The sequence below is a fragment of the Brachybacterium sp. NPDC056505 genome (assembly GCF_042794925.1).
Lineage (GTDB): Bacteria > Actinomycetota > Actinomycetes > Actinomycetales > Dermabacteraceae > Brachybacterium > Brachybacterium kimchii.
Genome location: NZ_JBHTSV010000010.1, coordinates 58,852 through 84,285, shown reverse-complemented (window position 1 = coordinate 84,285; position 25,434 = coordinate 58,852). Strand labels below are relative to the sequence as shown.

21 protein-coding genes are annotated in these 25,434 nt (G+C 73.3%); 6 read left to right on the top strand and 15 right to left on the bottom strand.

The features are described 5' to 3' along the window. Positions 1 to 134: 134 nt before the first annotated feature. Positions 135 to 557 carry a hypothetical protein gene (locus ACFQ53_RS08450; protein ID WP_377858075.1) on the bottom strand — a complete coding sequence of 141 codons (423 nt, stop codon included), beginning with the start codon at positions 555 to 557 and terminating at the stop codon, positions 135 to 137. A 287-nt stretch (positions 558 to 844) separates the two neighbouring features. Here ACFQ53_RS08450 and ACFQ53_RS08445 point away from each other — a divergent pair, with 287 nt between their 5' ends. Beyond that, positions 845 to 4,300, top strand: coding sequence for a bifunctional proline dehydrogenase/L-glutamate gamma-semialdehyde dehydrogenase (locus tag ACFQ53_RS08445; protein WP_377858072.1), 3,456 nt, complete (start codon positions 845 to 847; stop codon positions 4,298 to 4,300). Positions 4,301 to 4,484: 184 nt separating this feature from the next. Next, a complete protein-coding gene (locus tag ACFQ53_RS08440; protein WP_377858069.1) occupies positions 4,485 to 5,756 on the top strand; it encodes an acyltransferase family protein in 1,272 nt (423 codons plus the stop codon). Between the two features lie 40 nt (positions 5,757 to 5,796). On the opposite strand, the gene ACFQ53_RS08435 is transcribed toward ACFQ53_RS08440, so the two are convergent. Then, on the bottom strand, positions 5,797 to 7,176 hold the full coding sequence (locus ACFQ53_RS08435) for a UTP--glucose-1-phosphate uridylyltransferase (RefSeq protein WP_377858066.1): 1,380 nt from the start codon (positions 7,174 to 7,176) through the stop codon (positions 5,797 to 5,799). 73 nt (positions 7,177 to 7,249) lie between these two features. Here ACFQ53_RS08435 and metG point away from each other — a divergent pair, with 73 nt between their 5' ends. Continuing rightward, the gene (gene metG / locus ACFQ53_RS08430) at positions 7,250 to 9,043 is read left to right on the top strand and encodes a methionine--tRNA ligase (RefSeq protein WP_377858063.1); all 1,794 of its coding nucleotides are present in this window, start codon (positions 7,250 to 7,252) and stop codon (positions 9,041 to 9,043) included. A gap of 12 nt (positions 9,044 to 9,055) precedes the next feature. Here the strand turns inward: metG and ACFQ53_RS08425 are convergent, their stop codons facing one another. From ACFQ53_RS08425 to ACFQ53_RS08415, 3 genes are read right to left on the bottom strand one after another with little or no spacing between them, the layout of a single operon-like run. Continuing rightward, a complete protein-coding gene (locus ACFQ53_RS08425; RefSeq protein WP_377858060.1) occupies positions 9,056 to 9,820 on the bottom strand; it encodes a PIG-L deacetylase family protein in 765 nt (254 codons plus the stop codon). A gap of 55 nt (positions 9,821 to 9,875) precedes the next feature. Then, complete coding sequence (locus ACFQ53_RS08420; protein ID WP_377858057.1) at positions 9,876 to 10,868, bottom strand: hypothetical protein; 993 nt, start codon at positions 10,866 to 10,868, stop codon at positions 9,876 to 9,878. Beyond that, entirely contained in the window at positions 10,865 to 11,437 is a 573-nt protein-coding gene (locus tag ACFQ53_RS08415) for a hypothetical protein (protein WP_377858054.1), read from the bottom strand. Before ACFQ53_RS08415 ends, ACFQ53_RS08420 begins: the two co-directional genes overlap by 4 nt. A 119-nt stretch (positions 11,438 to 11,556) precedes the next feature. Between ACFQ53_RS08415 and ACFQ53_RS08410 the strand changes: the two genes are divergently transcribed. Both ACFQ53_RS08410 and ACFQ53_RS08405 read left to right on the top strand, forming a co-directional pair. Next, entirely contained in the window at positions 11,557 to 13,041 is a 1,485-nt protein-coding gene (locus ACFQ53_RS08410; protein ID WP_377858051.1) for a phytoene desaturase family protein, read from the top strand. Between the two features lie 122 nt (positions 13,042 to 13,163). Further along, on the top strand, positions 13,164 to 13,346 hold the full coding sequence (locus ACFQ53_RS08405; protein ID WP_377858048.1) for a hypothetical protein: 183 nt from the start codon (positions 13,164 to 13,166) through the stop codon (positions 13,344 to 13,346). Here ACFQ53_RS08405 and ACFQ53_RS08400 read toward each other — a convergent pair. The 6 genes from ACFQ53_RS08400 to ACFQ53_RS08375 form a co-directional block, all read right to left on the bottom strand. After that, the gene (locus tag ACFQ53_RS08400) at positions 13,309 to 14,709 is read right to left on the bottom strand and encodes an O-acetylhomoserine aminocarboxypropyltransferase/cysteine synthase family protein (protein ID WP_377858045.1); all 1,401 of its coding nucleotides are present in this window, start codon (positions 14,707 to 14,709) and stop codon (positions 13,309 to 13,311) included. The two genes, ACFQ53_RS08405 and ACFQ53_RS08400, sit on opposite strands and share 38 nt — an antisense overlap. 213 nt (positions 14,710 to 14,922) lie before the next feature. Then, positions 14,923 to 15,582, bottom strand: coding sequence for a DNA-3-methyladenine glycosylase I (locus ACFQ53_RS08395; RefSeq protein WP_377858042.1), 660 nt, complete (start codon positions 15,580 to 15,582; stop codon positions 14,923 to 14,925). Positions 15,583 to 15,592: 10 nt separating this feature from the next. Further along, entirely contained in the window at positions 15,593 to 16,453 is an 861-nt protein-coding gene (locus ACFQ53_RS08390) for a siderophore-interacting protein (RefSeq protein WP_377858039.1), read from the bottom strand. Positions 16,454 to 16,550: 97 nt separating this feature from the next. Beyond that, positions 16,551 to 17,687 carry an FAD-dependent oxidoreductase gene (locus ACFQ53_RS08385; protein WP_377858036.1) on the bottom strand — a complete coding sequence of 379 codons (1,137 nt, stop codon included), beginning with the start codon at positions 17,685 to 17,687 and terminating at the stop codon, positions 16,551 to 16,553. Continuing rightward, complete coding sequence (locus ACFQ53_RS08380) at positions 17,684 to 18,460, bottom strand: HAD family hydrolase (protein ID WP_377858033.1); 777 nt, start codon at positions 18,458 to 18,460, stop codon at positions 17,684 to 17,686. Before ACFQ53_RS08380 ends, ACFQ53_RS08385 begins: the two co-directional genes overlap by 4 nt. Before the next feature lie 34 nt (positions 18,461 to 18,494). Further along, positions 18,495 to 20,027, bottom strand: a complete 1,533-nt coding sequence (locus ACFQ53_RS08375; RefSeq protein WP_377858030.1) for an MDR family MFS transporter — start codon at positions 20,025 to 20,027, stop codon at positions 18,495 to 18,497. Positions 20,028 to 20,397: 370 nt separating this feature from the next. Here ACFQ53_RS08375 and ACFQ53_RS08370 point away from each other — a divergent pair, with 370 nt between their 5' ends. Further along, positions 20,398 to 20,904: a DUF6314 family protein gene (locus ACFQ53_RS08370; RefSeq protein ID WP_377858027.1), complete on the top strand. Its 507-nt coding sequence runs from the start codon at positions 20,398 to 20,400 to the stop codon at positions 20,902 to 20,904. A 17-nt stretch (positions 20,905 to 20,921) separates the two neighbouring features. On the opposite strand, the gene ACFQ53_RS08365 is transcribed toward ACFQ53_RS08370, so the two are convergent. From ACFQ53_RS08365 to ACFQ53_RS08350, 4 genes are all read right to left on the bottom strand, one after another. After that, positions 20,922 to 22,748, bottom strand: coding sequence for a sulfite reductase flavoprotein subunit alpha (locus ACFQ53_RS08365; protein ID WP_377858020.1), 1,827 nt, complete (start codon positions 22,746 to 22,748; stop codon positions 20,922 to 20,924). A gap of 137 nt (positions 22,749 to 22,885) precedes the next feature. Next, complete coding sequence (locus ACFQ53_RS08360) at positions 22,886 to 23,263, bottom strand: hypothetical protein (RefSeq protein ID WP_377858011.1); 378 nt, start codon at positions 23,261 to 23,263, stop codon at positions 22,886 to 22,888. 157 nt (positions 23,264 to 23,420) lie between these two features. After that, the gene (locus ACFQ53_RS08355) at positions 23,421 to 24,083 is read right to left on the bottom strand and encodes a response regulator (protein WP_377858008.1); all 663 of its coding nucleotides are present in this window, start codon (positions 24,081 to 24,083) and stop codon (positions 23,421 to 23,423) included. Beyond that, positions 24,080 to 25,285: a sensor histidine kinase gene (locus tag ACFQ53_RS08350; RefSeq protein WP_377858005.1), complete on the bottom strand. Its 1,206-nt coding sequence runs from the start codon at positions 25,283 to 25,285 to the stop codon at positions 24,080 to 24,082. The genes ACFQ53_RS08355 and ACFQ53_RS08350 overlap by 4 nt, the downstream gene beginning before the upstream one ends. Positions 25,286 to 25,434: the final 149 nt, after the last annotated feature.

The following is a 25,434-nucleotide window of genomic DNA, read 5'->3' as shown; positions in this document are numbered from 1 at the left end:
GGCACCCCGCCCCCCGCCCTGAGATTTGCGCGCGGCGCCCCACGATCCGCGGATCGTGGCTCGCCACGCTCAAATCGTCGTGCCGCCGACTGATGCACCGGCGGCGGGGCCGACGGCCTCGCCGGCGCCGGGACTCAGGCGCTGAGGGGCTTGTCGCCGACCTCGCCGTCGCCGCCCGAGGTGGTGTCGGGCGTGCCGCCCGCGGAGCTGTCCGGAGTCGCGGACGTCGATCCCGCGCCGGAGCCGGCCTTCGCGCTCTCGCCGCCCTCGTCGTCCCCCGAGGCGTCATCGGCGCGATGGGTGGCGCGGTCCTTGACCGCGGTGGCGGCGCCCGCGGCGGCGCCCTTCACCGAGTCGGCGACATCGGGAGCGCGGTCCTTCGCGCGCTGGGCCAGGGCTTCCGCCGATTCCTTGGCATCGGACGCCTTCTGCTGGACCGTCGGGTCGTCGGCGATCTGGCGGGCGGTGGACTCGAGGGACTCGTAGGGGCCGCGGCCCATGCGGGAGCCCGCGAAGAAGCCGAGCACGAGGCCGAGCAGGAAGATGACCTTCTTCATGGTGTTCTGCCTTCCGTCGGGGCAGCTTCGGACACTGCCGCATGTGCCCCATCGTGGCACAGGCACCCGATCCCCGGACGTACGATGGCAGTCCCTCGGGCGCGCGCACGGACCCGAGGACGGCAGGAGGGCACCGTCGCCCTCCATCCACCGCGGCGCACCCGTCGCGGGCCCCGCGCCGCCGTCCTCCCCGCCGCTCCTCGGGACACCGCGGGCCCTGCCCCGCACCCAGCTTCAACCAGCTTCAGCGAGACGTCTCGTCCCGTCGACAGATCAGGAGAACAGCGTTGCCCACGACCACGGGGACCCGCACCACGTCCATCGCGCCCGAACAGGTCGCATCGCAGGTCAGGGACTGGGTCCACGAAGCCGCAGCGCGGCCCGTCCCCCGCTCCGCCCAACTGCTGGCCGATCTCCTCAAGGACCCGAAGGGCCTCGACTTCACCGTCGCCTTCGTGGACCGCGTGATCCGCACCGAGGATCCCCGCGCGGCCGCCTCCGAGCTGAAGCGGCTCGCAGCCGACCCGCCGTCGTTCCTGCCGGCTCCGCTGCGCCGCGTGATCTCCTTCGGCGGCGCCACCGCGCCCACCCTGCCCCACGCCGTCATCCCGACCGCGCAGGCCGTCATGCGGCGCATGGTCTCCCACCTCATCCTCGACTCCCGCGACCCGCACCTCGCGCGCTCCGTGCGCCGGCTGCGCGCCGAGGGCACCGACCTGAACATCAACGTGCTCGGCGAGGCCGTCCTCGGCGCCCGCGAGGCCGGGCGCCGCCTGGCCTCCGTGCGCGAGATGGCAGGCCGCGACGACGTCGACTACGTGTCGATCAAGATCTCCTCGATCATCGACCACCTCTCGCTGTGGGGCGCGGAGGAGACGGTCGACCACGTCGTGGAGACCCTGCTGCCCCTCTACCTCGACGCCTCCCGCCAGGACTCCCCCACCTTCCTCAACATGGACATGGAGGAGTACCGGGACCTCGAGCTCACCCTCGACGTGTTCGAGAAGCTCCTGGACCGCCCCGAGCTCATGCACCTGCGCGCGGGCATCGTGCTGCAGGCCTACCTGCCGGACTCCTTCGACGCGATGCAGCGCCTGCGCGCCTTCGCGAAGGATCGCGTCGCCCATGGGGGCGACCCCATCAAGGTGCGCGTGGTCAAGGGCGCGAACCTCGCCCTGGAGACGGTCGACGCCTCGCTGCACGGTCTGGACCAGGCGCCCTTCCACACCAAGGAGGAGTCCGACGCCCAGTACAAGCGGATCCTCCTGGACTCCCTCGAGCCCGAGCACCTGGAGGCCGTGCACCTGGGCATCGCCGGGCACAACCTCTTCGACGTCGCCTTCGCGCACCTGCTGATGGGCGAGCGCGGCATCGACGGGGCCGACGGCGCGGTCGAGTTCGAGATGCTCGCCGGCATGGCCCCGGGCCAGCAGCAGGTGGTGCGCGAGGCCGTCGGCTCGATGCGCCTGTACGTGCCGGTGGTCTCTCCTCGCGAGTTCGACGTGGCCGTCTCCTACCTGGTGCGGCGCCTCGAGGAGAACGCCTCGAGCGAGAACTTCATGTCGGCCGTCTTCGAGCTCGAGGACAGCGAGGAGCTGTTCGCACGCGAGCAGGCGCGCTTCGAGGCGTCGCTCGCGCGCGCCGTCGAGGGCCCGGCGGTGTCCACCCACCGCGACCAGGACCGCGCGGCGGAGGAGCACGGAGAGCGGCCGGCGCTCGGATCGGCCGTGATCCCCGCCCGCCCCGGCGCCTTCCGCAACACGCCCGACACCGACATGTCCACGGCCGCGAACCAGGAGTGGGCCGCCGGGATCATCCACCGCGTGCGCGGCTCCCGCATCGGCATCGACGAGATCGAGGCGGCGCGGGTGACCACCCGCGAGGGCGTCGACGACGTCTACCGCCGCGCCCTCGCCGCCCAGGAGGCCTGGGCGAAGAAGGGCGCGAGCGAGAGGGCGCAGGCGGTCCGCGAGGTCGCCCGCGTCTTCGCAGCGCACCGCGCCGACCTCCTCGAGGTGATGGCCGCGGAGACCGGCAAGGTCCTCGAGCAGGGTGACCCCGAGGTCAGCGAGGCCATGGACTTCGCCCTCTACTACGCCGAGCAGGCCGAGCTGCTCGAGGAGCTCGACGACGCCGTCCTCACGCCCCGTCGACTGACCCTGGTGACCCCGCCCTGGAACTTCCCGGTCGCGATCCCCACCGGTGGCCTGCTCTCGGCGCTCGTCACCGGCAGCGCGGTTGTCATGAAGCCCGCCCCGCAGGCCCGTCGCTGCGGCGCGATCATCGGCGCCCTCGTCCACGAGGCCGGGATCGACCAGGACCTCGTCCAGATCGTCGATGTCCCCGAGGACGAGGTCGGGCGCGCCCTGATCACCGATCCGCGCGTGGATCAGCTCGTCCTCACGGGCGCCTACGACACGGCGTCGCTCTTCGCGTCCTGGAGGCCCGAGCTGCCGATCAAGGCGGAGACGAGCGGCAAGAACGCCGTCATCGTCACCCCGCACGCGGACCTCGACCTCGCGGCGAAGGACGTCGCCGCGAGCGCCTTCGGCCACGCCGGCCAGAAATGCTCGGCCGCGAGCCTCGTGATCACCGTGGGCTCCGTCGCCCGCTCCCGCCGCTTCTCCTCCCAGCTCGCCGACGCGGTGATGAGCCTGCACGTCGGCTACCCGACGGATCCGATCTCCCAGATGGGCCCGATCATCGAGGAGCCCGCCGGCAAGCTCGCCGACGGACTGGGCAGCCTCGGCGCCGGGGAGCGCTGGCTCGCCGAGCCGCAGCAGCTCGACGAATCCGGCCGCCTGTGGAGCCCGGGCGTGCGCGAGGGCGTGGAGCCGGGTTCCGAGTACCACCTCACCGAGTACTTCGGGCCGATCCTGGGCATCATCCACGCCGACACCCTCGAGGAGGCGACCGAGATCCAGAACGGCACCTCGTACGGGCTCACCGCCGGCCTGCACTCCCTGGACCTCGGCGAGATCGCCTGGTGGACCCAGCACGTGGAGGCCGGGAACCTGTACGTCAACCGCGGGATCACGGGCGCGATCGTGGAGCGCCAGGCCTTCGGCGGCTGGAAGCGCTCCGCGATCGGCGAGACCTCGAAGGCCGGCGGCCCGAACTACCTCATCCACCTCATGGATGCGGCCGACGTCGAGGGACGGCGCACGGCCTCGGGAGCCATCCGGGACGAGGCCACGTGGCTGACCACGGCGAAGCACTCGGACGCCGCCCACTGGACGAGCACCTTCGCCGCCCGGGATCCGCAGGACCTGCACGGGGAGATCAACGTGCTGCGCTACGTGCCGATCCCCACGGTGGTGCGCGCCGCCGAGGGCGCGCGGGAGGTCGAGCTGCGTCGCGTGCTGCACGCCGCGGCGACCGTGGGCGCCGACATCGAGGTCTCCGTGGCGACCGGCGCCCTGCGCGCCGCGGCCGCCCAGGAGCTGCCGGCGGGGGCCACCGTGCGCATGGAGGACGCCGCCGCGTTCGCCGCGGCCGTCCCGGCGCAGTCCCGTCTGCGGATCCGGCTGGTCGGCGAGGCCGACGACGCCCTGCTGGGCGCGATCTCGCGCCGCGTCGAGGTGGCCCTGTTCCGCGGTCCCGTGACCGCGAGCGGGCGGATCGAGCTGCTGAGCTTCCTGCACGAGCAGGCCATCAGCGCGACCGACCACCGCTACGGCAACATCATCCCCGAGACCCTCGACGTCACCGGCGGCACGGGGTACATCCACGGTCGCGACTGACGGGACGACGGACCGGGCTCGGGCCCGTCGGACGTGTCCGATCCGACGACGCCCGGTCCGTCGCCCCGCTCACATGCGCCCTCGGAGCGGGGCGCGATGCATCCCATTCGCGGCGCGGCCGCTTGAGCGCGTCACCTTCCGGTCCTAGCCTCGTCACGTTCCGTTCACCCCCGACGAGAGGCGCATGCGCATGGCCGGCCAGCAGGATCCGAGCGCGGAGCCAGCCCCCACCGAGACAGCCGGCACAGGACCGGCCGGTGGGAGCGCGCCGTCCGGACCGACGCACACGCCGCGGCGCCCGCCCACGCACCGCGCCCACGGCGACGCCCGCGGGGCATCCGCTCCCGGAGCGCTCGACACCCGCGCGGCGTCCTCCGCTCCCGCGCCGTCCGATCCCGCGCGGACCGCGACATCCGCGCCGCCCGCGGACTCCGCGAAGAAGCCCCGTGATCCGCTGCTGGACAACGCGCGCGCGATCCTCATCGCGCTGGTCGTCGTGGGCCACACGATCGAGAGCAACGACAACCCGCACCTCGACGTCCTCTACACGTGGATCTACTCGTTCCACATGCCGGCCTTCGTCGCGATCTCCGGGTTCCTCTGCCGCTCCTACCGCAACGAACCGCGTCAGATCTCCCGCCTGCTCACGGGGATGCTCCTGCCGTACCTGATCTTCCAGGTCATCCATTCGGTCGAGGGCGACCTCCTCGACGGCGACCCGATCAGCGTGAGCCTGTGGCACCCGGCCTGGACGCTGTGGTTCCTGCTCGCGCTGACCTTCTGGCGGGTGTTCTCGCCGGTCCTGCGCTCCCTGCGCTACCCGCTCGTGTTCGCGGTCGCGATCTCCGTGCTGGCGCCCCTCGAGGCGGACCTGGACACGGTCCTCACCTGGGGCCGCGTGCTCAGCTTCCTGCCCTTCTTCGTGATGGGCCTGATGTGCACGCCGGAGATGCTCGCGAGGATCCGCGACGTGCGCTGGGGGCGGGCGATCGGCGCGGCGGCCTTCGCCTGCGCCCTGGTGGTCGCAGTGATCACCCACGACAAGTTCTCCAACGACATCTTCACGATGTCCCGCAGCTTCTCCGAGAACGACCTCGGGAACGTCTACGGCATGGTCACGCGCGTGCTCGTGCTGATCTGCGGCACGATCCTCACCGTCGCGCTGGTGATGGTCGCCCCGCGCCGCCACCACTGGTTCACGGCGCTCGGCGTGGAGTCCCTGACGATCTACCTGATCCACCCGCTGCTGTTGAAGATCCCCCGCGACCTGGGCTGGTTCGACACGATGACCTCGAACCTCGACGCGGTGCTGCTCGTGGTCGGGGCGCTGCTCCTGGTGCTGATCCTCTCGCGCGCCCCGGTCGTGAAGGTGCTGTCCTGGATCACCTCGCCGCCCATCGGCCATTGGCTCGTGCGGGAGGAGAAGGGAAGCGCCGCAGGGCCGGCGCGGCGCTGAGCCGGAGGGCTCACGGCGGCGCCGCGCACGGACCGACCGCTCAGCCGCCCAGCACGGTCCCGTCGGGGATCTGCGCGGGGTCCTCGGGGCCGACGGCGGCCTCGCCGCGGGCGACGACGTCGCGCCCGAAGGTGTGGTCGCCCTCCACTCTCAACGAGGTGGCCTCGCGCAGGGACGGCACCCCGTGCGGGAAGCGGGCGTCGAAGTCGCCGATCAGCTTGAAGTGGTCCCCGTCGAGGGAGACGGTCGGCGCCGACGGCACCTGCTGGACGAGCGCGCGCTTGGGGTCGAGCTCGTAGACGTCCGAGCGCACCAGCAGCAGGTCGCTCGTGGCCTTCACGGGCAGGAAGCGGTCACGGCCGACGACGATCGCGCTCGCGCCCTCGAACACCTCGATCGCGGCGCCCATCGCTGACTCGATCTGGTAGACCGGCGTGCTCGACTTCTCCGAGGGGTCGACGGTCTTGGCGTTGCGGATCATCGGCAGCGGCATCACGCCGTCGTGGGCGCGCAGCACCGCGTCGAGCTTCTCGAGGTCCATCCACAGGTTGTTGGTGTGGAAGAACGGGTGGCGGTGCTCGTCGGTGAAGAAGTCCATCTCCTCCTCCGGCGTCTGCGCGGTGTCGCGCAGGATGAGCCGGCCGTCGGACTTCCGCACGGCGAGGTGCCCGCCCTTGCGGTCCGCGGGGGTGCGCGGGCACAGCTCCGCCGCGTAGGGCGCGCCGGAGGCGGCGAACCAGCCGGCCAGCACGGGGTTCGGCAGCGTGCCGAGGTTGTCGGAGTTCGACACGGACGCGTATTTGAAGCCGGCGTCCAGGAGCTTCTGGAGGACGCCGGAGGTCTGCAGCGCCGTGTAGAGGTCGCCGTGTCCCGGCGGGCACCACTCGAGGTCGGGCTCCGCGTCCCAGGTGACGGGCTCGAGGTCGTCGGCCCGCAGCTTGGGCTCCTTGTTCTGCAGGAAGTCCAGCGGGAGGTCGCCGACGGGCAGGTCCGGGTACTCCTCGAGCACCGCGAGGGTGTCCTCGCGTGTGCGGAAGGAGTCCATGAACAGCAGCGGCAGCGGGGAGCCGGTCGCCTCGCGGGCGGCGAGGACCTGCTCCACGATGATCTGCAGGAAGGACCTGCCGTCGCGCACGGGAAGCAGCGACTTCGCGCGGTCCATGCCCATCGAGGTGCCCAGGCCCCCGTTGAGGTTGATGATCGCGAGGCGGTCGAAGGCCTCCTTGGCCTGGAACGGGTCGATCGTGACGTCCTCGAGCCGGGGCGGGTCGAGGTACGGGGAGATGGTGTCCTCCGGGATCGACCCGGTGACGCCCTCCTCGAGCTGCTGGTAGTAGCGGGAGAACACGTCGATCGCCGTCTGGGCGACGCCGGCGTCTCGCATCTTCTGCTGGGCTGCGGAAAGGCCATGGGTGCTCATGTGGCCAGGGTATCGGTCGGCGCGGGCCGTTCGCGGTCCGCGTTCGCGCGCTGTGTCCGTAGACTTGCGTCCCATGAGCACAGTCCTGTCCGCGGTCGCCTGGCCGTACGCCAACGGTCCCCGCCACATCGGTCATGTCGCCGGCTTCGGCGTCCCCTCCGACGTCTTCTCGCGCTACATGCGCATGGCGGGCCACGACGTGCTCATGGTCTCCGGCACCGACGAGCACGGCACCCCGATCCTGGTCGAGGCCGACAAGGAGGGCGTGACCGCCCGCGAGCTCGCCGACCGCAACAACCGGATCATCGTCGAGGACCTCGTCGCCCTGGGCCTCAGCTACGACCTGTTCACCCGCACCACCACCCGCAACCACTACGCGGTGGTGCAGGAGATGTTCGAGGTCGTGCGCGACAACGGCTACATGATCGAGCAGACCACCTCCGGTGCGATCTCGCCGTCGACCGGCCGCACCCTGCCCGACCGCTACATCGAGGGCACGTGTCCGATCTGCGGCGCGCCGGGCGCACGCGGCGACCAGTGCGACACCTGCGGCAACCAGCTGGATCCGACGGACCTCATCGACCCGGTCTCGCGCATCAACGGCGAGACGCCCGAGTTCATCGAGACCACCCACTGGTTCCTGGACCTGCCGGCGCTCGCGGCGGAGCTCGGGCGCTGGCTCGACGAGCGCGAGGCGACGGGCCTGTGGCGCCCGAACGTGATCCGCTTCAGCCAGAACATCCTCCAGGACATCAAGCCGCGCGCGATGACCCGCGACATCGACTGGGGCATCCCGGTGCCGGGCTGGGAGGACCAGCCCACCAAGCGCCTCTACGTCTGGTTCGACGCCGTGATCGGCTACCTCTCCGCCTCCATCGAGTGGGCGCGCCGCCAGGGCGATCCGGAGGCGTGGCGCCGCTGGTGGAACGATCCCGAGGCCCTCACCTACTACTTCATGGGCAAGGACAACATCGTCTTCCACTCGCAGATCTGGCCGGCGGAGCTCATCGCCCAGAACGGCGAGGGCGACAAGGGCGGCGAGCCCGGCCGCTTCGGCGAGCTGAACCTGCCCACCGAGGTGGTCTCGAGCGAGTTCCTCACCATGGAGGGCAGGAAGTTCTCCTCCTCCAAGCGCATCGTCATCTACGTGCGCGACATGCTCGAGCGCTACCAGCCGGACGCGGTGCGCTATTTCATCTCCGCCGCGGGCCCCGAGAACCAGGACGCGGACTTCACCTGGTCCGAGTTCGTCTCCCGCACGAACAACGAGCTCGTCGCCGGCTGGGGCAACCTCGTGAACCGCACGGCCGCGATGATCGCGAAGAACGTCGGCGAGATCCCCGCCGCGGGTGAGCTCCAGGACGTCGACCGGGCGCTGCTGTCCCAGATCGAGGCGGGCTTCGAGGCCGTCGGATCCCTCATCGAGGCGCACCGGCAGCGCGCCGCGATCGCCGAGGCCATGCGCCTGGTGGGCGAGGCGAACCGCTACGTCTCGGAGACCGAGCCCTTCAAGCTCAAGGCGCCCGAGCAGCAGGAGCGCCTGCACACGGTGCTCCACGTGCTCGCGCAGGCCGTCACCGACCTCAACACCATCCTCGCGCCGTTCCTCCCGTTCTCCGCGAACGCGGTCGAGCGGGCGCTCGGCGGGGACCGGCAGATCGCCCCGCTTCCCGAGGCCCGCGAGGTCGAGGACCTGGACGGCGGCCCCTCCTACGCGATCATCACGGGCGACTACACGGACGTGCCCGCATGGGGCCACCGCGAGGTCGAGACCGGGCGCCCTGTCTCCAAGCCCTCGCCGATCTTCACCAAGCTCGACCCGAAGGTCGTCGACGAGGAGCTCGAGCGGCTAGACCCCGAGACCTGATCCGCAGGCGGGTCACTCCCCCGTCGTGCCGCCGAGCCCGCCGAGGTCGAAGACGCGCGCGGTGACGGCGAGCCCGCCGCCCTCGGCCTGCGCGCCGCCCTCCTGCAGGGCGCGCGGGATGAGCTCCTCCGGCGCGGGGTGCCCGGTGACGTGCGCGAGGTACGCCTCGTGGCTGCGCAGCGAGGCGATCGACGCCTCGGCGTCGTCGGGGCCGACGGGGATCGCGTGGGTCGGCCGCGAATGCCCGACGACGAGCAGGGCGCGGGCCTGCCAGGGTCGATAGCCGTCGTGCCCGAGCTCACGGAACACCCAGGGGTTCGCGGCGTCGCGGGTGCCGTCGGCGGCGGCCGTGCCCGCCGCGCGGTGATCCGCCTGGTTCAGGGAGCCGTAGGCCTCGACCTCGTAGGTCGTGGTGAGCACGAGGTCCGGGCGCACGTCGCGGACGGTGCGGGCCACGTCGCGGCGCAGGTCGAGCGAGGGCTCGAGCATGCCGTCGGGATGGGCGAGGATCCGCAGGTCCTCGACGCCCACCGTCGTGCAGGCGGTCCTCTGCTCGCGGGCGCGCAGCGGGGCGACGACCTCGGGGGACTCCGCCATGCCCGCCTCCCCCGCGGTGAGCAGGAGATAGGTGACCTCGACGCCGCGCGCGGTCCAGCGGTGCACCGCGGCGGACGCCCCGTACTCCATGTCGTCGGGGTGCGCGACCACGCACAGGACGCAGCGCACGTCCTGGTCGGGGAGCGTCGGCAGGGCGCGGGCGGCCTGGTGGCTGGGCATGAGGACTCCCCTCGGTCGGAGGGCGGCGCCTCCTCGGGCCGCCCGGGCTCCGAGGCTACTCGGCGCCGGCCTGCGCGCGGGAGGGGTGCGCGGCGCCCGTGCGCGCAGCGCGCCGTTGCAGGACCCGCCCGCGCAGTCGCGCGGTGATCCTCTCGAGCGGCAGGAACGCCGCCCAGCACACCACCGTGGGCAGGAAGTGGATCCCGAGCGCCACGAAGGTCGCGAGATGGAAGACGAGGAAGACGCCGATCAGTGCGTAGAGCTTCCGCCCCCGCAGGAACAGGGCGAGCGGCGAGATGGTCTCGAGGACGATGAGGGCCCACTGGGCCGGCCGGAACAGCCAGGGCGCGTCCAGCATCCACTGCACCCACGGGGCGCCGCGGCGGATGAAGGCGAAGGCGAACACGGCGCTGTTCGCCCAGGTCGCCGGCGACCCGGAGATCACCGACTTCTCGAGCACGGAGTAGAAGTAGGTGAGCACCACGGCGATCTGGATGCAGCGCAGCACCCAGCCCGCCTGCCGGGAGAGCACGCCTGCGTCGGCCCCATCGGCCCCGTCGGCCCCGTCGGCCCCGTCCGCCCCGTCGGCCCGGGTCCTCGCGATGCCGGCGGTGGGCAGCACCGCCACGGCGACCATGAGGGCGACGTGGTCGTGGCTGATGTAGCCGTATCCCTGGGAGTAGAGCATCCAGATCCAGAAGCTCACGGCGAGGACCCCGCCGCTCGCGCGCGGCGCGCGCCCCAGGGCTCCCAGCGCCCCGGAGGCCAGGACGGCCACCAGCAGCCCCCAGCCCAGCGCCGGCGTCACCGCGGGCAGGCGCAGGAGTCGCGTGAGCGCCGTCGGCCGGAAGTACTCGGGGTTCGCGGCGTGGCCGATCACGTCGTTCGAGACCAGCAGCACGTCGAAGACCACGAACGCGCTGATCAGCCGACGCATCACCGCGAGACGCGCGAGAGGGAGCGCCGGGGCGAGGACATCGAGCAGTCGTCCCGTCGCTCGCCTCGCCGCGGGCGCGGTGCTCGTGTCCGTGGAGATCGCCGCGCTCATCGCGCCTCCCAGGTCACCAGGGCGACGTGCTCGGGCGGGCCGTCGGGCGCGCCCGACCGCAGGTGATAGCGGTCGCTGCAGACGGTGAGGCTCGTCAGCCGCCGCGCGTCGGGATGGTGGGCGTCGACGGCGCGGGCGAGCGGCGCGAGCTGCTGCGGGTCCTTGCGGATACTGCGCAGGTTCCCCTCGACGTCGGAGCGCGCGATGCCGGCGTCGGGGAAGCCGAGCGGGACGACCTCGTCGCTGCCCTCGCGGGTGCCCTCGAGGCAGGTGTCGTCGATGACGCCGTCCGGGTCGCGGGGCTGGGCGAACATGGCCATCGCGCTGAACGGGAAGAAGTCGTCGGTGTGGCCGATCTGCGCCGCCGTCAGCACGGCCAGTCCCGCGGCCATGGCGAGGACCCGCCAGGCGAGGCCGACAGGCCCCATCCGTCGCACGCGCGGCGCCGCAGGGCCGGGGCCGGTGCGTCCCGCGGTCTCTCCCCTCGAGGGGACGCCCCCGTGATCATGGGCCTGCTCGGGGCCGTGCCCCGTGGGTCGATCGCGAGGGGGCGCGGGATCTTCGGTCATTGCGCCCACGATAGGGAACACGGCGCCGCCCGGGCCGAAGCCCACGCCGACCACGCCCCTCGACCTGGAGGTCCGGGTTCCGCGCGCGACGCCCCGGCCCCGACCACTAGGCTTCGAGCATGGCTTCCCCCTCGCTGGACGCAGTGGTCGTCGGCTCCGGGCCCAACGGGCTCGCGGCGGCGGTCACCCTCGCCCGTGCGGGTCTGAGCGTCCAGGTCCTCGAGGCCGAGGAGACCCTGGGCGGCGGCGCCCGCACGCTCGACCTGGGCCTCGCCCCCGGGATCGTCCACGACATCTGCTCGGCCGTGCACCCGATGGCGCTCGCGAGCCCCTTCCTGCGCGAGTTCGACCTCGCGGCGCGCGGCGTGCGAACGATCGTGCCCGAGGTCTCCTACGCCCAGCCGCTGCCGGGCGGCGACGCGGGCATCGCCTGGCACGACATCGAGCGCACCGCGGAGGGGCTCGGGCCCGACGGACCCTCCTGGCGCCGCATGTTCGAGCCCCTCGCCCGTCATGCCGACGCGGTCACCGCCCTCGCGCTCGGCGACAAGCGCTCGATCCCACCCGAGGTGCTCTCCCCCGCCGGGCTCACGGCCGGCGCCCGTTTCGGGCTGCGGGTGCTGCAGCAGGGCACCCGGGCCTGGGACTCGCCCCTGCGCACGGAGAGGGCGCGCGCCCTGCTCACCGGGGTCGCCGCGCACGGCATCAGTCCCCTGCCCTCCCTCGCCGGCGCCGGGGTCTCCCTGCTCCTGGCCTCGCTCGCGCACGCGGGAGGCTGGCCGATCCCCGTCGGCGGCAGCCAGGCCATCGCCGACGCCCTCCTCGAGGACCTGCGCGCCCACGGCGGCAGCGTGGCCGCAGGCCGCCCTGTGCGCTCGCTCGCGGATCTTCCGCCCGCCCGCGCCGTGCTCCTGGACACGAGCGCCGACGACGCCGCCCGGATCCTCGGCCGCTCGATCCCCCGCCGCACCGCCCGCGGCCTGCGTCGCCTCGGGCATGCGGGAGCCGCGGCGAAGGTCGATCTGGTGACCAGCGGGCCGATCCCGTGGGCGCATGCGGACGTGGGCCGTGCGGGGACCGTGCATCTGGGCGGCACCCGCGAGCAGGTCGCCGCGGCCGAGAACCAGGTGCTCGCGGGCCGCTTCCCGGAGCATCCCGTGGTGCTCGTGAGCGATCCGGCGGTCGCCGATCCCTCCCGCGAGGTCGGCGGGCTGCGGCCGATCTGGGCGTACGCGCACGTGCCCGTCGGCGGCATGGAGGATCCCACCGAGGCCGTGATCGCGCAGATCGAGGCGAGCGCGCCCGGATTCCGCGACACCATCGTCGCCGCGCGCGGCATCCCCGCCGTGCGCATGGGCGAGCACGACCGGGCGATCGTGGGCGGCGACATCGCGATGGGGACGATCACCATGTTCCGCATGATCGCGCGGCCCCGCGCGGTGTGGGACCCCTACCGGCTCTCGGACGACGGCCACTTCCTGTGCTCGTCCGCGACGCCTCCGGGGCCCGGTGTCCACGGTCTGAACGGCCATTTCGCCGCGCGGCGCGTCCTGCGCGAGCGCTTCGGGATCCGTCGGGCCCCTGACCTCGGTCCCGGCGGCTGACGGCGCGGGGACCCCGCGCACTCCCCGGGAGCCGACCTGCCGAGGCACGCGGCCCGTTCGACGGATCTGCCCCGCTGGGGCAGACTCGAGGCATGGCTCAGCGATGCGAACAGTGCAGGAGAGTGATCCGCGGCCGCGCCCGGAGGTCGTTCACGGGGCGCGTGCTGTGCGAGCGCTGCAACGACCGGATCCTCGGCGCGTCCGCAGGGCACGCCGTGGGCGGCGGCGTCGGGAACGCCGTGAGCACCGCCGGCTGGTTCGGGCGCGTCAAGCAGTTCGCGAGCGGGAAGCGCCCGCGCCGCTGAGGACCGAGGCGCGACCCGGCGTGTCCGTCGGTGCCGCGTCTCCCCGTTCCGCGTCTCCCGGTTCCACGTCGCCCGGTCCCGTGTCGCGGGCCGCGCACGCGGCGGCGAGACCCCGCCGCAGGTCGGCGAGCAGATCGTCCAGGTCCTCGAGGCCGATGCTGAGCCGCACCGTGCCCTCGCGCACGCCGCAGGCGGCCCGCTGCTCGGGACTCAGGTGCGAGTGCGTCGTCGTCGCCGGATGGCAGACCAGGGAGCGGACGTCGCCGATGTTCACGGCCAGGGTGAAGACGCTCAGGGCGTCGCAGAACGCGGCCGCGGCCGCCTCCCCGCCCTCGAGGTCGATCGAGAACACTCCCGAGGTGCCGCGGGGGAAGTCCCGTGCGGCGAGATGCGCGTCGGCGCGCCCGGGGGCCGACGGGTGGTTCACGCGGGCGATTCCGTCCGTGCCCTGCAGGCTGCGAGCGATCTGCTCGGCGTGCGCGCTGATGCGCTCCAGGCGCAGGTCGAGGGTCTCGATGCCCACGAGCACGTCGCGCGCGCTCTGGGCGGGAAGGGTGGCGCCGAAGTCCGTGACGTACTTGGCGCGGGCGAGGCCCAGCAGCCCGGAGCCGCCGTCCTCGTACTCGTCGGCGAAGGTCACGTGGAAGCGCTCGTTGGGGGTGGTCAGGCGCGGCCAGCGCTCGGGACATCGGCGCGGGTCGAACGAGCCGATGTCGACGATGAGCCCGGCGATCGTGGTGCCGTGCCCGGCGAGGTACTTGGTGGCCGAGTGCACGACCACGTCGGCCCCGTGCTCCCCGGGACGGTAGAGGGCGGGGCTCGCGAGGGTCGAGTCGACGACCACCACCGCGCCGTGCTCGTGCGCGACGGCGCTGATCGCATCGAGGTCGGCGAGCTCCGCGCCCGGGTTCGCGATCGACTCGAGGAGGACGACGCGGGTCTCGGGTCGGATCGCGTCGCGCCAGCCGTCGACGTCCCAGGGGTCGACGGCGCTCCAGGTCACCTGCAGGTCGGCGAGGGTGTCGTCGAGGAACTCGGTGGTCCCGCCGTAGAGCCGGGAGGACGCGACGACGTGTGTGCCCGGCTCGAGCAGGGAGCACAGCGCGATCGTGGTGGCGGCCTGCCCGCTCGCCACGGCGATCGCTCCGATCCCGCCCTCGAGCGCGGCGATGCGCTGTTCGAGGACGGCCGTGGTGGGGTTCCCGGAGCGGGAGTAGGCGAACCCTTCGCTCTCCCGGGCGAAGAGCGCCTTGAGGGAGGCGTGCCCGCTGTGGGCGTAGGCGCTGGTCGCGTAGATCGGGGGGACGAGCGAGCCGTGGGCGTCGCGCGCGTCCCAGCCGGCGTGCACCGAAGTCGTGGACATGACCTCTCCTCCCGAGCGGCCGACGGGGTCGAGGACGCCGCTCCCGGCCACTCTCGCGCGCACGCGGGCCCAGCGCCCAGGAGTGTGACCACGTATGACCGCACGTGCGGCGCGTGCCATCGGAGGTGCGGGTCGGGCTCGGAGCGTGCTGCTCAGCCCGGGGGGCGCGCGGGTCGGGCGCGGAGCGCACTGTTCAGGCGCGGAGCGCGCTGTTCACGCGCGGGGCGCGCCGGTCTCGTCCCAGAGGCCGGAGCTGCCGCGGCGGTGGGAGCCCACCAGGTGGGTGTCGACCACGCCGAGCGCCTCCATGAGCGCGAACATCGTCGTCGGCCCCACGAACCGGAATCCGCGGGCCTTGAGCTCCTTCGCGAGCGCTCGGGACTCGGCGGAGGTCGTCGGCACCTCGGCGGCGGTGCGCGGGGCGGGCCCGGTCTCCGGCCGGTAGCTCCAGACCAGGTCGGCGAGGGTCGAGCCGCGCGGGAGGTCGCCGCGGGCTCCGATCCCCTCGGCCTCGCGCAGGGCGAGGGTCGCGCGGGCGTTGGCGATGGTCGCCTCGATCTTGCCGCGGTGGCGGATGATGCCCTCGTCGGCGAGAAGACGCTCCACGTCGGCCTCCCCGAAGCCGCCGACCGCCTCGGGGTCGAAGTCCGCGAAGGCACGGCGGAATCCGGGCCGACGCCGCAGGATCGTGGCCCAGGAGAGACCGGACTGGAAGCCCTCGAGCGCGAGGCGCTCGAACACCTCGGCCTCGGTGCGCCGTGGCATCCCCCACTCGGTGTCGTAGTACTCGCGCAGGTCCTCGTGACGGCTCGCCCAGACGGGGCGGGCCAGCCCGTCCTCGCCGACGACGAGGGCCTCGCTGGGATCGCTCATCGCGCGGGGCTCAGTCCTCGTCGATGCGGCCGACGGGCTCGCGCTTCTCGGCCTGGAACTGGTCCTCGACGCGGCCGGCCGCCCAGTAGGCGGAGATCGAGATGAGGGAGCGGTCGATGCCGCGCTCCTTGACGAGGTTGCGGCGGATCTGCTTGATGATGCCGCGCTCACCGTGGGCGAACACCTGGAGCCCGTCCTCCGGAAGGTCCAGGCCCTCGGTCTCGCTGACCAGCTGCTCGCGGTCGCCGATCAGCCAGCGCAGCTCGACGCCCTCGGGGTGGTCGATGTCCTGCTGGTCCTCGGCGTGATCGAGCTGGACGAGGGCGATGCCGCGCGCCCCGGGCTCCATGGCCTCGAGGGCGGAGGCGATGGCGGGCAGCGCCGAGTGGTCGCCGATCAGCAGGTGGAAGCCCGTCTCCGGATCGGGGGCGTAGCCGCCGCCGGCGCCGTTCGCGGCCACCACGTCGCCGGGCAGGACGGCGTCCGCCCACGCGGCGGCGATCCCGTCGACCGTGCCCTCGCCGTGGAGCACGAAGTCCAGGGCGAGCAGCTGCTTCTCCCGGTCCCAGGAGCGCACCGTGTAGGTGCGTCGGGACGGCATGGACTCGGGCGCGGTCTCGCGCAGCCCCTCCATGTCGTAGGGCGGCTGCAGTCCGCTTCCCGGCTGCGGGAGCAGGAGCTTGAGGTACTTGTCGGTGGAGTCGTTGTCGTTCAGGACGCCGACCTGGTCCCCGCCGACGATCACGCGCAGCAGGTTCGGCGTGATCCGCTGCTTGCCGATGACCTCGAGGACCGCCTGAGGGCGCGGGGGGCGCTTCCCCCGGTCCTTGGGCGTCGGTGCTGCGGTCCCGGATCCTGTGGCGTCGCTCATGCCTCCGACAGTACGGCAGACCGCCGACACCCTGCAGGACCGAGGGATTATCGCCACACGTCCCTTGCGTTAAATCGCGGCCGGTCGGGGCGGGACGTCAACGGTGGAGAAGACGGCGGGCGGCGGCGCGGCCCGCGCGGTTGGCGCCGATGGTCGAGGAGCTGGGGCCGTAGCCGACGAGGTGGATGCGGGGATCGCCGGCGACCTCGGTGCCGTCCATGCGGATGCCGCCGCCCGGGGCGCGAAGGTGCAGGGGCGCGAGGTGGTCCAGGGCCGCGCGGAACCCGGTGGCCCAGAGCAGCACGTCCAGGGGCGTCGTGGTGCCGTCGGCCTCGATCACGCCCTCGGGCACGATCCGCGTGAACATCGGCCGTCGGTGGAGCGCTCCCCGGGCAGCGGCGGCCGCAAGGGCCGGACTCCAGAGCAGACCGGTCACGGAGACCACGCTGAGCGGGGCGAGTCCCTGCGCCACGCGCTCCTCGACCATCGCGACGGCCGCGCGGCCCTCGATCTCCGGGGTGAATCCGCCCTCGCGGAAGACCGGCTCCCGGCGCGTGTACCAGAAGGTCGTCGCGACCTCGCTGAGCTCGGCGAGGAAGCCGGTGGCGCTGATCCCGCCGCCGACGATCCCGATCCGCTGCCCGGCGAGGGCCTCGGCACCCGGGTAGTCGACCGTGCGCAGCATGCGGCCGCGGAAGGTGCCGATCCCCGGGACGAACGGGACGAACGGATTGCTCCAGGTGCCGGTCGCGTTCACGATCGCGCGCGTGCGGATCGACGTGAGCGCCCTCCCCTGCCCGTCGACGCTCTCGACGCGCAGCGGCGAGTCGACCCCCGCGTCCGGATCCTCGGGGCGCACGGAGGTCACGCGGACGGGCCGCTCGATGGGCAGGGAACGGCGGCGCTCGAACTCGGCGAAGTAGGCGGGCACCGCCACGTTCGCGCTCTCCGTCTCGGGGACGTCGTCCTGCGGCATGTCGGGGAGGTCGGCGATGTGGTTGACCGTCGCCATGGTCAGCGAGTCCCAGCGATGTCGCCAGGCGCCGCCCGGACCGTCCTCGGCGTCGAGCATGATGACGTCGGCCCCGCGGCGCAGCAGGTGGTGGCCGGCGCTGAGGCCCGCCTGGCCCCCACCGATGACCACCACATCCGCCTCGCGCAGGGAGGGCCCGTCGGACGGACCGGACCGGTCGGACGGGACGGACCGGTTGGGCGGGAGAGGCGGCTGGTTCATGTCCACGCGAGCGCTCGGAGCGCGCCGGGGAGATCCGTGATCGTGGAGATCACCGCATCGGGGCGTGCGAGCGGATCGTCGGGGTTGACGCGCGCCTGCTGGCGCCCGGCGAGATCACGGAGGAAGTCCGCGAAGGGCTCGTCGTCGGCGGGGGCCGAGGGGCAGTAGAGGATCGCGGCGCCGCCCGCTCGGTGGGCGCCGAGCACGTCGTCATCGAGCCGGTCCCCGAGGTGCACGAGGGGACCCTCGCCGCTCCGGGCGCTCGCGAAGATCACCGGGTCGGGCTTCGGCGCGCCGGCGGAGTCGGCGGTGACGAGGTCGTCGACGAGGTCGAGCAGACCAACCGCCCGCAGGGCCGGCACCTGATAGCGGCGCCAGCCGTTGGTGATCACCACGAGCCGCCAGCCCTCGGCCCTCACCGCGCGCAGCACGTCCGGGGCGTCGTCCTCGAGGAGGCGGGTGCGCGCCGGGGCGACCTCCTCGAGGCGCTCGACGATGTCGAAGGGCAGTCGCGCACCGCGCTCGCGGGCCACCCGGGCGAGGGTCGCCTGCCAGTCGTAGGCCGCGGCAGGGTCCTCGGCGAAGAGGACCTGTGCCTCGGCCATCACCTGGTCGTGGAGGCCGACGATGCCCTGCTCGCGCGCGACCTGCGCATCGAGGTCCGCGATCACGGTCCCCAGCGGCCCGTGAATGAGGGTCGCGTCCAGATCGAGGCCGAGGGTCCCGATGCGCGGTGCGGATCGCTCGGGCGGTGCGGCGGCAGCGCTGGTCATGCCGTCCATTCTGCGGTCTGCGGCGTCACGCCGCTCAGGCGGCCGATTCGACGGGGATCTGCTGGGGCTCCTCCTCGGCCTCCTCGGGCGGGCGGATGAACCAGGCGAGCACCACGGGCACCAGGGCGATCAGGCCTGCGACGAGGAACGCCGCCCGGGCGCCCGGGGCGCCGGCCGCCGCGGTCGAGAGGCCGTCGGCCTCCCCCTGATGCAGGATCGAGGAGTACAGGCCGATGAGGACGGCGACGCCGGCCGCGCCGCCCACCTGCTGGAGCGTGTTCAGCGCGGCCGACCCGTGGGAGTACAGACGGCGCTGGAGCGAGCCGAGCGAGGCCGAGAAGAGCGGCGTGAAGGTCATCGCGAGGCCCACGGACATGAGGGTCTGGACGATCATCAGCACGGGCCAGGCGGTGTCCTCGCCCACCGTCGAGTAGAACAGCAGGGCGCCCGCGACCACGATCGTGCCGGGCACGAGGAGGACGCGCGGCCCCTTGGCGTCGTAGACCCGGCCCATCACGGGTCCCAGCAGTCCCATGAGGATCGAGCCGGGCATGAGGATCAGCCCGGACATGAGCGCGTCCAGGCCCGCGACGTTCTGCAGGTACAGCGGAAGCAGGGTGAGCGTGCCGAACATGGCCATCGCGACGACGCCCATGATGATCACGGCCAGGGTGAAGGTGCGCGAGCGGAAGACCCGGAGGTCCAGCAGTGCGTCGTCGGCGCGCTGCAGGGAGATCTGACGCAGGCAGAACAGGGCCAGGATCACGAGGGCGACGACGATCAGGACGGCCGCCGTGCCCTGGGTGCCCAGGCCCGGGACGGTCGCGCTCGCTCCGCCGCCGCCCGCGGACTCGTGCGCCGAGCCCAGCAGGCTCAGCCCGTAGACGAGGCCGCCGAAGGCGAGGGCGGAGAGGATCACGGAGAGCACGTCGAGCGGGGCGCGGAGCGTCTCCCCGAGGTTCGTCATCCAGCGGGCGCCGAGCAGCAGGGCGACGAGGGCGATCGGCAGCACGATCCCGAACAGCCAGCGCCAGCCCAGGGTGTCCAGGACCGCGCCCGAGAGGGTCGGGCCGATGGCGGGGGCGAGCGAGATCACGAGGCCCACGCGGCCCATCATGCGGCCGCGCGAGTGCGCGGGCACGACGTTCATGATCGTGGTCATCAGCAGCGGCATCATGATGCCGGTGCCGATCGCCTGCACGACGCGCCCCAGCAGCAGCATCGGGAAGCCGAGCGCGAGCAGGCACACCAGCGTCCCCAGGGAGAACGCGCTGATGGCGAAGAGGTACACCTGGCGCGTCGTGAAGCGCTGCAGCAGAAAGCCGGTGGTGGGGATGACCACGGCCATCACGAGCATGAAGCCGCTGGTGAGCCACTGCCCGTTCTCCGGGGCGATGCCCAGGTCGTTGTTCAGATGAGGGATCGCGATCGCCATCGTGGTCTCGTTGAGGATCGCCACGAAGGCGGCGACCAGCAGCAGCCAGATGACGCGCATGCCCTGGGGATCGATGCCCGTGGCCGCCGGCGCGGCGGGCTGCGGGGAGGGCGCGGTCTCGTGCGAGGACATGGGACTCCTGGGTCAGGGCGGCGGCGCGCTCGCGGGAGAGAGGCGCCGGTGGGTCGTCGAGGGCCCGCGGCCGGAGCGGCGGAGCCGGCGGCCCTGCGGGAAGGGCGGGAGCGCCGAGGCCGACGGCGGACGCCGTGGACCGGCGCCTGGCGTCGACGCGAGCGGCACTGACGGGAACGTCGGCGGATCGGGAGGTATTCCCGTGGTCCGCACCGCGGGAGCCGACGGTCACGCCCTCGAGTATCGCCGTCCGGGGCCGCTCGCGTCACGGGGGTTTTCCGAGGGATCGTCCGACGGAGGCCGCGCACGCCGCTGCGAGGGTGCCGGAGGGCTGTTGTCGCCTCCGCGGCGCCCTCGATAGCCTCGACGGGTGAGACACGCCTCCACCCCCGACCGACCCGGCCCTCGGGTGTCGCCGGGTGCGAGCCCGCGGGAGCTCGTCGGCAGCTGGCTGCTGAGCCGCCGCATCGAGGACCGCCGGGCCCGCGAGACCCTGCACGTCACCGGGACGACCGAGCTCTCGATGCGCGAGGACGGACGCATCGCCTGGCGCGAGAGCGGCGAGCTCACCCGCGGCGCCGCGGATGCTCCGCCGATCCCCGTGCGCCGCGAGCTCCTCATCGAGCGCCGCGAGGGATTCCAGGACGGGCAGCCGCGCACGGGATCCCCCGGCGAGGAATGGATGGTCCTGTTCGCCGACGGCCGGGACTTCCATCCCTGGGCGCCCGGACGCGCCGTGGTGCACCCCTGCGGCGAGGACCGCTACGACGGCCTCGTCGAGATCGCGGACGAGCGTGAATGGCGCGTGACCTGGGAGGTCACCGGTCCGGCCAAGGACATGACGATCCGCAGCGTCCTCACCGCTCCGCGGCCCTGAGGCCCCGCCGCCCGGGCTCAGTACACGTCCTCCCGGTACCTGTGCTCGGCCTGGAGCCGCGCCACCCAGGCCGCGCCCCGCTCCGGGGAGCCCAGCTGCCGGGAGGCGACGGCTCGCAGGGCGAGTCGCACGGCGGGCGCCATCTCGCGCGCATCGCCGCACACGTGCAGGTGCGCTCCCCCGTCGATCCACGCGAAGAGCTCGGGACCGAGGCGATCGATCGTGTGCTGGACGTACTCGGCGCCGTCCGCCGCACGCGACTCGGCGATGTCCAGACGCGTGAGCACCCCGTCCTCACGCCACGCCTCGAGCTCGCGTGCGTAGAGCAGATCCCGGGTGCGCTCGCGGATGCCGCACAGAAGCCAGTTGCGGCCCGTGTCACCGCGGGTGCTCCGCTCCTGGAGGTAGCCGCGGAACGGTGCGACGCCCACGCCCGGTCCGATCATCACGAGATCGGCCGACGGGTCGTCGGGCAGGCGGAACCCGGGCGCAGGTCGGTGCCGCACGAGGACCTCCCGGGAGCGGCGCTCGCCGGAGTCCTCGCCCGCGCGTCGACAGAGCCGGGAGAGGGCGCCGCTCGCGGTGCCCTCCAGGATCCGGCCGGCCCGCTCGTAGCGGAGGGTCCGCACGGTGAGGTCCACGCGACCGGCGTCCATCCGTGGGCTCGAGGCGATCGAGTAGGCGCGCGTCTGCAGGGGGCGCAGCCACCGCGCGAGGTCCTCGGCGTCGGCCTGCAGCTGCGGGACCTCCTCGAGGACGGAGAGGAGGTCGCGTCCCCATCTCCAGCGCTCGAAGTCCGCGACGCGCGAGGCGAGCAGCCGCCCGAGCTCGACATCACCGGTGCGCTCCTGGATCGACTCCACCAGCGATCGCGGCAGCTGGCGCAGCTCGAGCCGCTCGGTCAGCAGACGCGCGGCGGAGATGCTCGTTGTCCCATCCTCCACGATCTGGTCCGGGTCGATCCGCAGCCGGTCGAGCACGGCGGCGACGAGGCGCGGGTCGTTGGGCTCGAGCAGGTCGACCGAGTCGCCGACCTGCCAGGACGGCCCCTCGGGCCCCGAGGCCGCGAGCGCGGGCGGCAGAGCGAGCGTGCAGTGCAGGATCTCCCGATCGGGGTCCGTGTCGGTGAGCACCCGCACGTGCTCGATGACCGCGGTCCCGTCGGTCCGGGCCGCGGGGTCGGGGATGCGCAGCGGCTCGGGCTCGACCATCAGTGACCCGGCCGCGGCGGGCTCGGGGCCGCTCGCACCCGTGTCCGTGCTCGACGGCTCCCGGGGGTCCGCTCCCCCGGTGGCCTCGGCCATGTCGCGGGCGACCGTGTCGATCCCCTCGCGCAGCCAGCGCGAGGCGGGGGTCTCGTAGTCGTAGTCGCAGGTGACGAGGTCGACGAGACGCTGCGCGCCGAGCTCGGCGAGGCGGTCGTCGAACTCGATGCCCGCCTGGCAGAAGTCCGCGTAGACCCGGTCCCCGAGGGCGAGCACCCCGAAGCGCAGCTGGTCGAGCTCCGGCGCGTCCGAGGCGATCAGCGCGTCCCACAGCTCCTCGACGTCGTAGGGGACATCGCCCTGCCCGGTGGTGGAGACGACGAACAGCGCCCAGCGCATCTGCGCGAGCTCCTCGAGGGGCACGGCGTCGATCTCGCGCACGCGCACGCCGATGCCGGCGGCGCGGGCAGCGGGCGGCGCGACGCGTTCGGCGAGCTCCTCGCCGTTCCCGGTCTCGGACGCGTAGATCACGTGGAGCACGGGCTGCGCGCTCGAACCGAAGGTGTCGTGGGTGCCGACGGTGGTGGTCCAGCTGGTCGTGGCGATCGCCTCCAGGGCAGACGGAGTTCCGTTCCTCATGGGGCGTGCCTCCAGGGTACGGATCCGCGCGGCGGACTGCGGATGCCGTGGGTCACACACCATCACCGACGTGGGGCGCCGAGCTCCGCGGTTCCGTGGGCCCCGGCGCCCAGCTGCCCGGGCCTCTGTGCCGGCTCTCAGCTCCGCTCGGTGAGGGCGGCGCTCGCGCGCAGCACCTCGAGCCGCTGGCGGTACTCGGCCTCCTCGAGGTCGCCCCGGGCGAAGCGCTCGGCGAGGGTCAGCTCGGCGCGGCGCAGCGGCGCGAGGGCCTCGTCGGCCCGACGCGCTCGCTCCTCGACCCGGTGCTGCTCGCGCTCCTCGCGGCGCTCGGCGGACCAGCGCCGGCGTCCTCGGGTCAGCAGCACGATCGCGACCACGAGGACCACGAGCCAGAACAGGGGTGCGAGCAGGAAGAACGGGCCGACGGGGTGGGCGCCCCACGGGCCTGCTCCGCCGTCGGCGAGCAGAGGAGCGGTGTGCGTCGAGGTGAGAGCGGTGGTGATCGCGGTGTGCATGGCGTGTCCTTCCGACTGGGGCCGCACGTGCGGCGACCCGATGCCTCCAGCGAACCGGGCACGGGCCCGTCGCACATCCCGCGCGGGGAGTCACTCCGTCTGCTCCCCCGGGAGCAGGGGCGAGGTGCCGGGGCTCGCCAGCCCCAGCCGGACCCCATCAGCTCCAGCCGGGTCGCACCACTCCCGTCTCGTAGGCGAGCACGACCAGGCGCGCGCGATCACGGGCGCCGACCTTCTGCATGATCCGCGAGACGTGCGTCTTCGCCGTGAGCGGGGAGAGCACGAGCCTGCCGGCAATCTCCTCGTTGCTGAGCCCCTCCCCGACCAGGCGCAGCACCTCCCGTTCGCGCTCGGTGAGCTCGCCGAGCGCGGCGGGCTCCGGGCGCTCGCGCAGACCTCCGGCGGCGCGGTCCAGGAGCAGTCGGGTGATGCCCGGCGAGAGCAGAGCGCCGCCCTCGTGCACGACCCGCACGGCGCGGATCAGATCGGCGGGCTCGGTGTCCTTGACCAGGAAGCCCGCGGCTCCTGCCCGGATCGCCCGCACCACGTACTCGTCGAGCTCGAAGGTCGTCACGATCACCACCCGCAGCGCGCGGAGCGCGGGGTCGGCGGCGATCTGCTCGGTGGCCCAGAGCCCGTCGCCCTCGGGCATCCGGATGTCCACGAGGGCGACGTCCACCGGGGTGCTGCGCAGCGCCGCGAGCAGCTCCCGGCCGCCGGCGGCCTCGAGGACGACCTCGATGTCCTCCTCGGCGTCGAGCAGGGCGCGGAACCCGCCGCGCACGAGCTGGTGGTCGTCGGCGATAGCGACGCGGATCATGTCTGCCTCCAGGGAAGCCGTGCGGTGACGATCGTCCCGCGTCCCCGCGGACCGGGGCCGAGGGCGAGTGTCCCGCCGAGGAGCTCGGCGCGGTCCCTCATGCTGCGGATCCCCGCCCCGGGATGGGCGAGCGCAGTGCCGACTCCATCATCGGCGACGTCGATCCGGAGCACGGCGCCCTCGCGGCGCAGCCTGACCTCGGCCGTCTCCGCCCCGGAGTGCCGCACCACGTTGGTGAGCGCCTCGCGGACGATGCGGACGGCGGTCGCCTGGGTGCGGCCCGCCGGGGCCCCCGCATCGCGCGGGTCCGCACCGAGTGGGTTCGTGCCGCGAGGACCCGCGCCCTCGAGGTCGCTGTCCAGCGTGATCGCGAGCCCGAGGCCCCGATGCTGCTCGAGGAGCGCGGGGAGGTCCGCGAGCTGCGGCTCCGGGGTCAGCGGCGCCTCCTCGCCGCGCAGGGTCGCGAGCACCCCGCGGGCCTCCTCGAGGCCGCCGCCCGCGAGGCGGCGGACGTTCCCGAGGGACTCGCGGGCCTTCGCCGGATCCCTGTCGAACAGGTGCAGCCCCATCCCCGCCTGCACGGAGATCTGGGAGAGGGAGTGGGAGAGGACGTCGTGCAGCTCGCGGGCGATTTGGTCCCGCTCCGCCTGCTCGGCCTCCCGGCGCCGCTGCTCGAGCAGGGCCTCCCGCCTGCGCATCCGCTCGGAGCGCGAGCGGATGCCCATGCCGAGGCCGAGGCAGACGGCCAGCATCACGGTCCCCGCGATGATCCGCTGGGGTGCACCCGTAGGCCACAGCAGCTCGGCGAGCACGACCCCCAGCACCCACGTGCTGCACGCGGTCGCGAGCGCCCACACGGGGGCGGCGCGCACCAGCGCGATCACCAGCGCGATGCCGAGCGCGACCGGCGGAGAACCGAAGGGCGGCGGCAGGAACAGCAGCACGAGCGCGAGCGGCGCGATCACGATCACCGTCGGCCCGGGCCGCTTCCAGACCGCGAGCAGGGCGAGCGCCGAGAGCACAGCCGCTGCGGTCCGCACCGCGATCAGTGCAGGAGCCGTCTCCGTCCACACGCCGACGGCGAGCGTCGGCGGCACCTGGACGAGGAGGGCGACGAGGGCGGGCACCAGCGCGACCACGCGCCCCGGACCCCGTCGGCCCCGGGGGCGGGGCGAGGGATCCGCCCCATCTCTCGCGCGCATGCTCGAAGGCTACGCCGGAGCGTGCGCCGGGTCGCCCTCCCCCGGGAGCATCTCCCACTGCTCCCGGGGGAGCAGGCCGAGGCGCGGGCGGTGGGGCCTGCGCGCTCCGATTGCCCCTCGCGCCCGCGGAAGGCTACCGTGGCGCCGTG

What these genes read in the sequence shown, in the direction of transcription:
- ACFQ53_RS08450 (WP_377858075.1), bottom strand. Translation starts at nt 557, where the DNA reads ATGAAGAAGGTCATCTTCCTGCTCGGCCTCGTGCTCGGCTTCTTCGCG.
- ACFQ53_RS08440 (WP_377858069.1), top strand. Translation starts at nt 4,485, where the DNA reads ATGCGCATGGCCGGCCAGCAGGATCCGAGCGCGGAGCCAGCCCCCACC.
- ACFQ53_RS08435 (WP_377858066.1), bottom strand. Translation starts at nt 7,176, where the DNA reads ATGAGCACCCATGGCCTTTCCGCAGCCCAGCAGAAGATGCGAGACGCC.
- metG (WP_377858063.1), top strand. Translation starts at nt 7,250, where the DNA reads ATGAGCACAGTCCTGTCCGCGGTCGCCTGGCCGTACGCCAACGGTCCC.
- ACFQ53_RS08425 (WP_377858060.1), bottom strand. Translation starts at nt 9,820, where the DNA reads ATGCCCAGCCACCAGGCCGCCCGCGCCCTGCCGACGCTCCCCGACCAG.
- ACFQ53_RS08420 (WP_377858057.1), bottom strand. Translation starts at nt 10,868, where the DNA reads ATGAGCGCGGCGATCTCCACGGACACGAGCACCGCGCCCGCGGCGAGG.
- ACFQ53_RS08415 (WP_377858054.1), bottom strand. Translation starts at nt 11,437, where the DNA reads ATGACCGAAGATCCCGCGCCCCCTCGCGATCGACCCACGGGGCACGGC.
- ACFQ53_RS08410 (WP_377858051.1), top strand. Translation starts at nt 11,557, where the DNA reads ATGGCTTCCCCCTCGCTGGACGCAGTGGTCGTCGGCTCCGGGCCCAAC.
- ACFQ53_RS08400 (WP_377858045.1), bottom strand. Translation starts at nt 14,709, where the DNA reads ATGTCCACGACTTCGGTGCACGCCGGCTGGGACGCGCGCGACGCCCAC.
- ACFQ53_RS08395 (WP_377858042.1), bottom strand. Translation starts at nt 15,582, where the DNA reads ATGAGCGATCCCAGCGAGGCCCTCGTCGTCGGCGAGGACGGGCTGGCC.
- ACFQ53_RS08390 (WP_377858039.1), bottom strand. Translation starts at nt 16,453, where the DNA reads ATGAGCGACGCCACAGGATCCGGGACCGCAGCACCGACGCCCAAGGAC.
- ACFQ53_RS08385 (WP_377858036.1), bottom strand. Translation starts at nt 17,687, where the DNA reads ATGAACCAGCCGCCTCTCCCGCCCAACCGGTCCGTCCCGTCCGACCGG.
- ACFQ53_RS08380 (WP_377858033.1), bottom strand. Translation starts at nt 18,460, where the DNA reads ATGACCAGCGCTGCCGCCGCACCGCCCGAGCGATCCGCACCGCGCATC.
- ACFQ53_RS08375 (WP_377858030.1), bottom strand. Translation starts at nt 20,027, where the DNA reads ATGTCCTCGCACGAGACCGCGCCCTCCCCGCAGCCCGCCGCGCCGGCG.
- ACFQ53_RS08365 (WP_377858020.1), bottom strand. Translation starts at nt 22,748, where the DNA reads ATGAGGAACGGAACTCCGTCTGCCCTGGAGGCGATCGCCACGACCAGC.
- ACFQ53_RS08360 (WP_377858011.1), bottom strand. Translation starts at nt 23,263, where the DNA reads ATGCACACCGCGATCACCACCGCTCTCACCTCGACGCACACCGCTCCT.
- ACFQ53_RS08355 (WP_377858008.1), bottom strand. Translation starts at nt 24,083, where the DNA reads ATGATCCGCGTCGCTATCGCCGACGACCACCAGCTCGTGCGCGGCGGG.
- ACFQ53_RS08350 (WP_377858005.1), bottom strand. Translation starts at nt 25,285, where the DNA reads ATGCGCGCGAGAGATGGGGCGGATCCCTCGCCCCGCCCCCGGGGCCGA.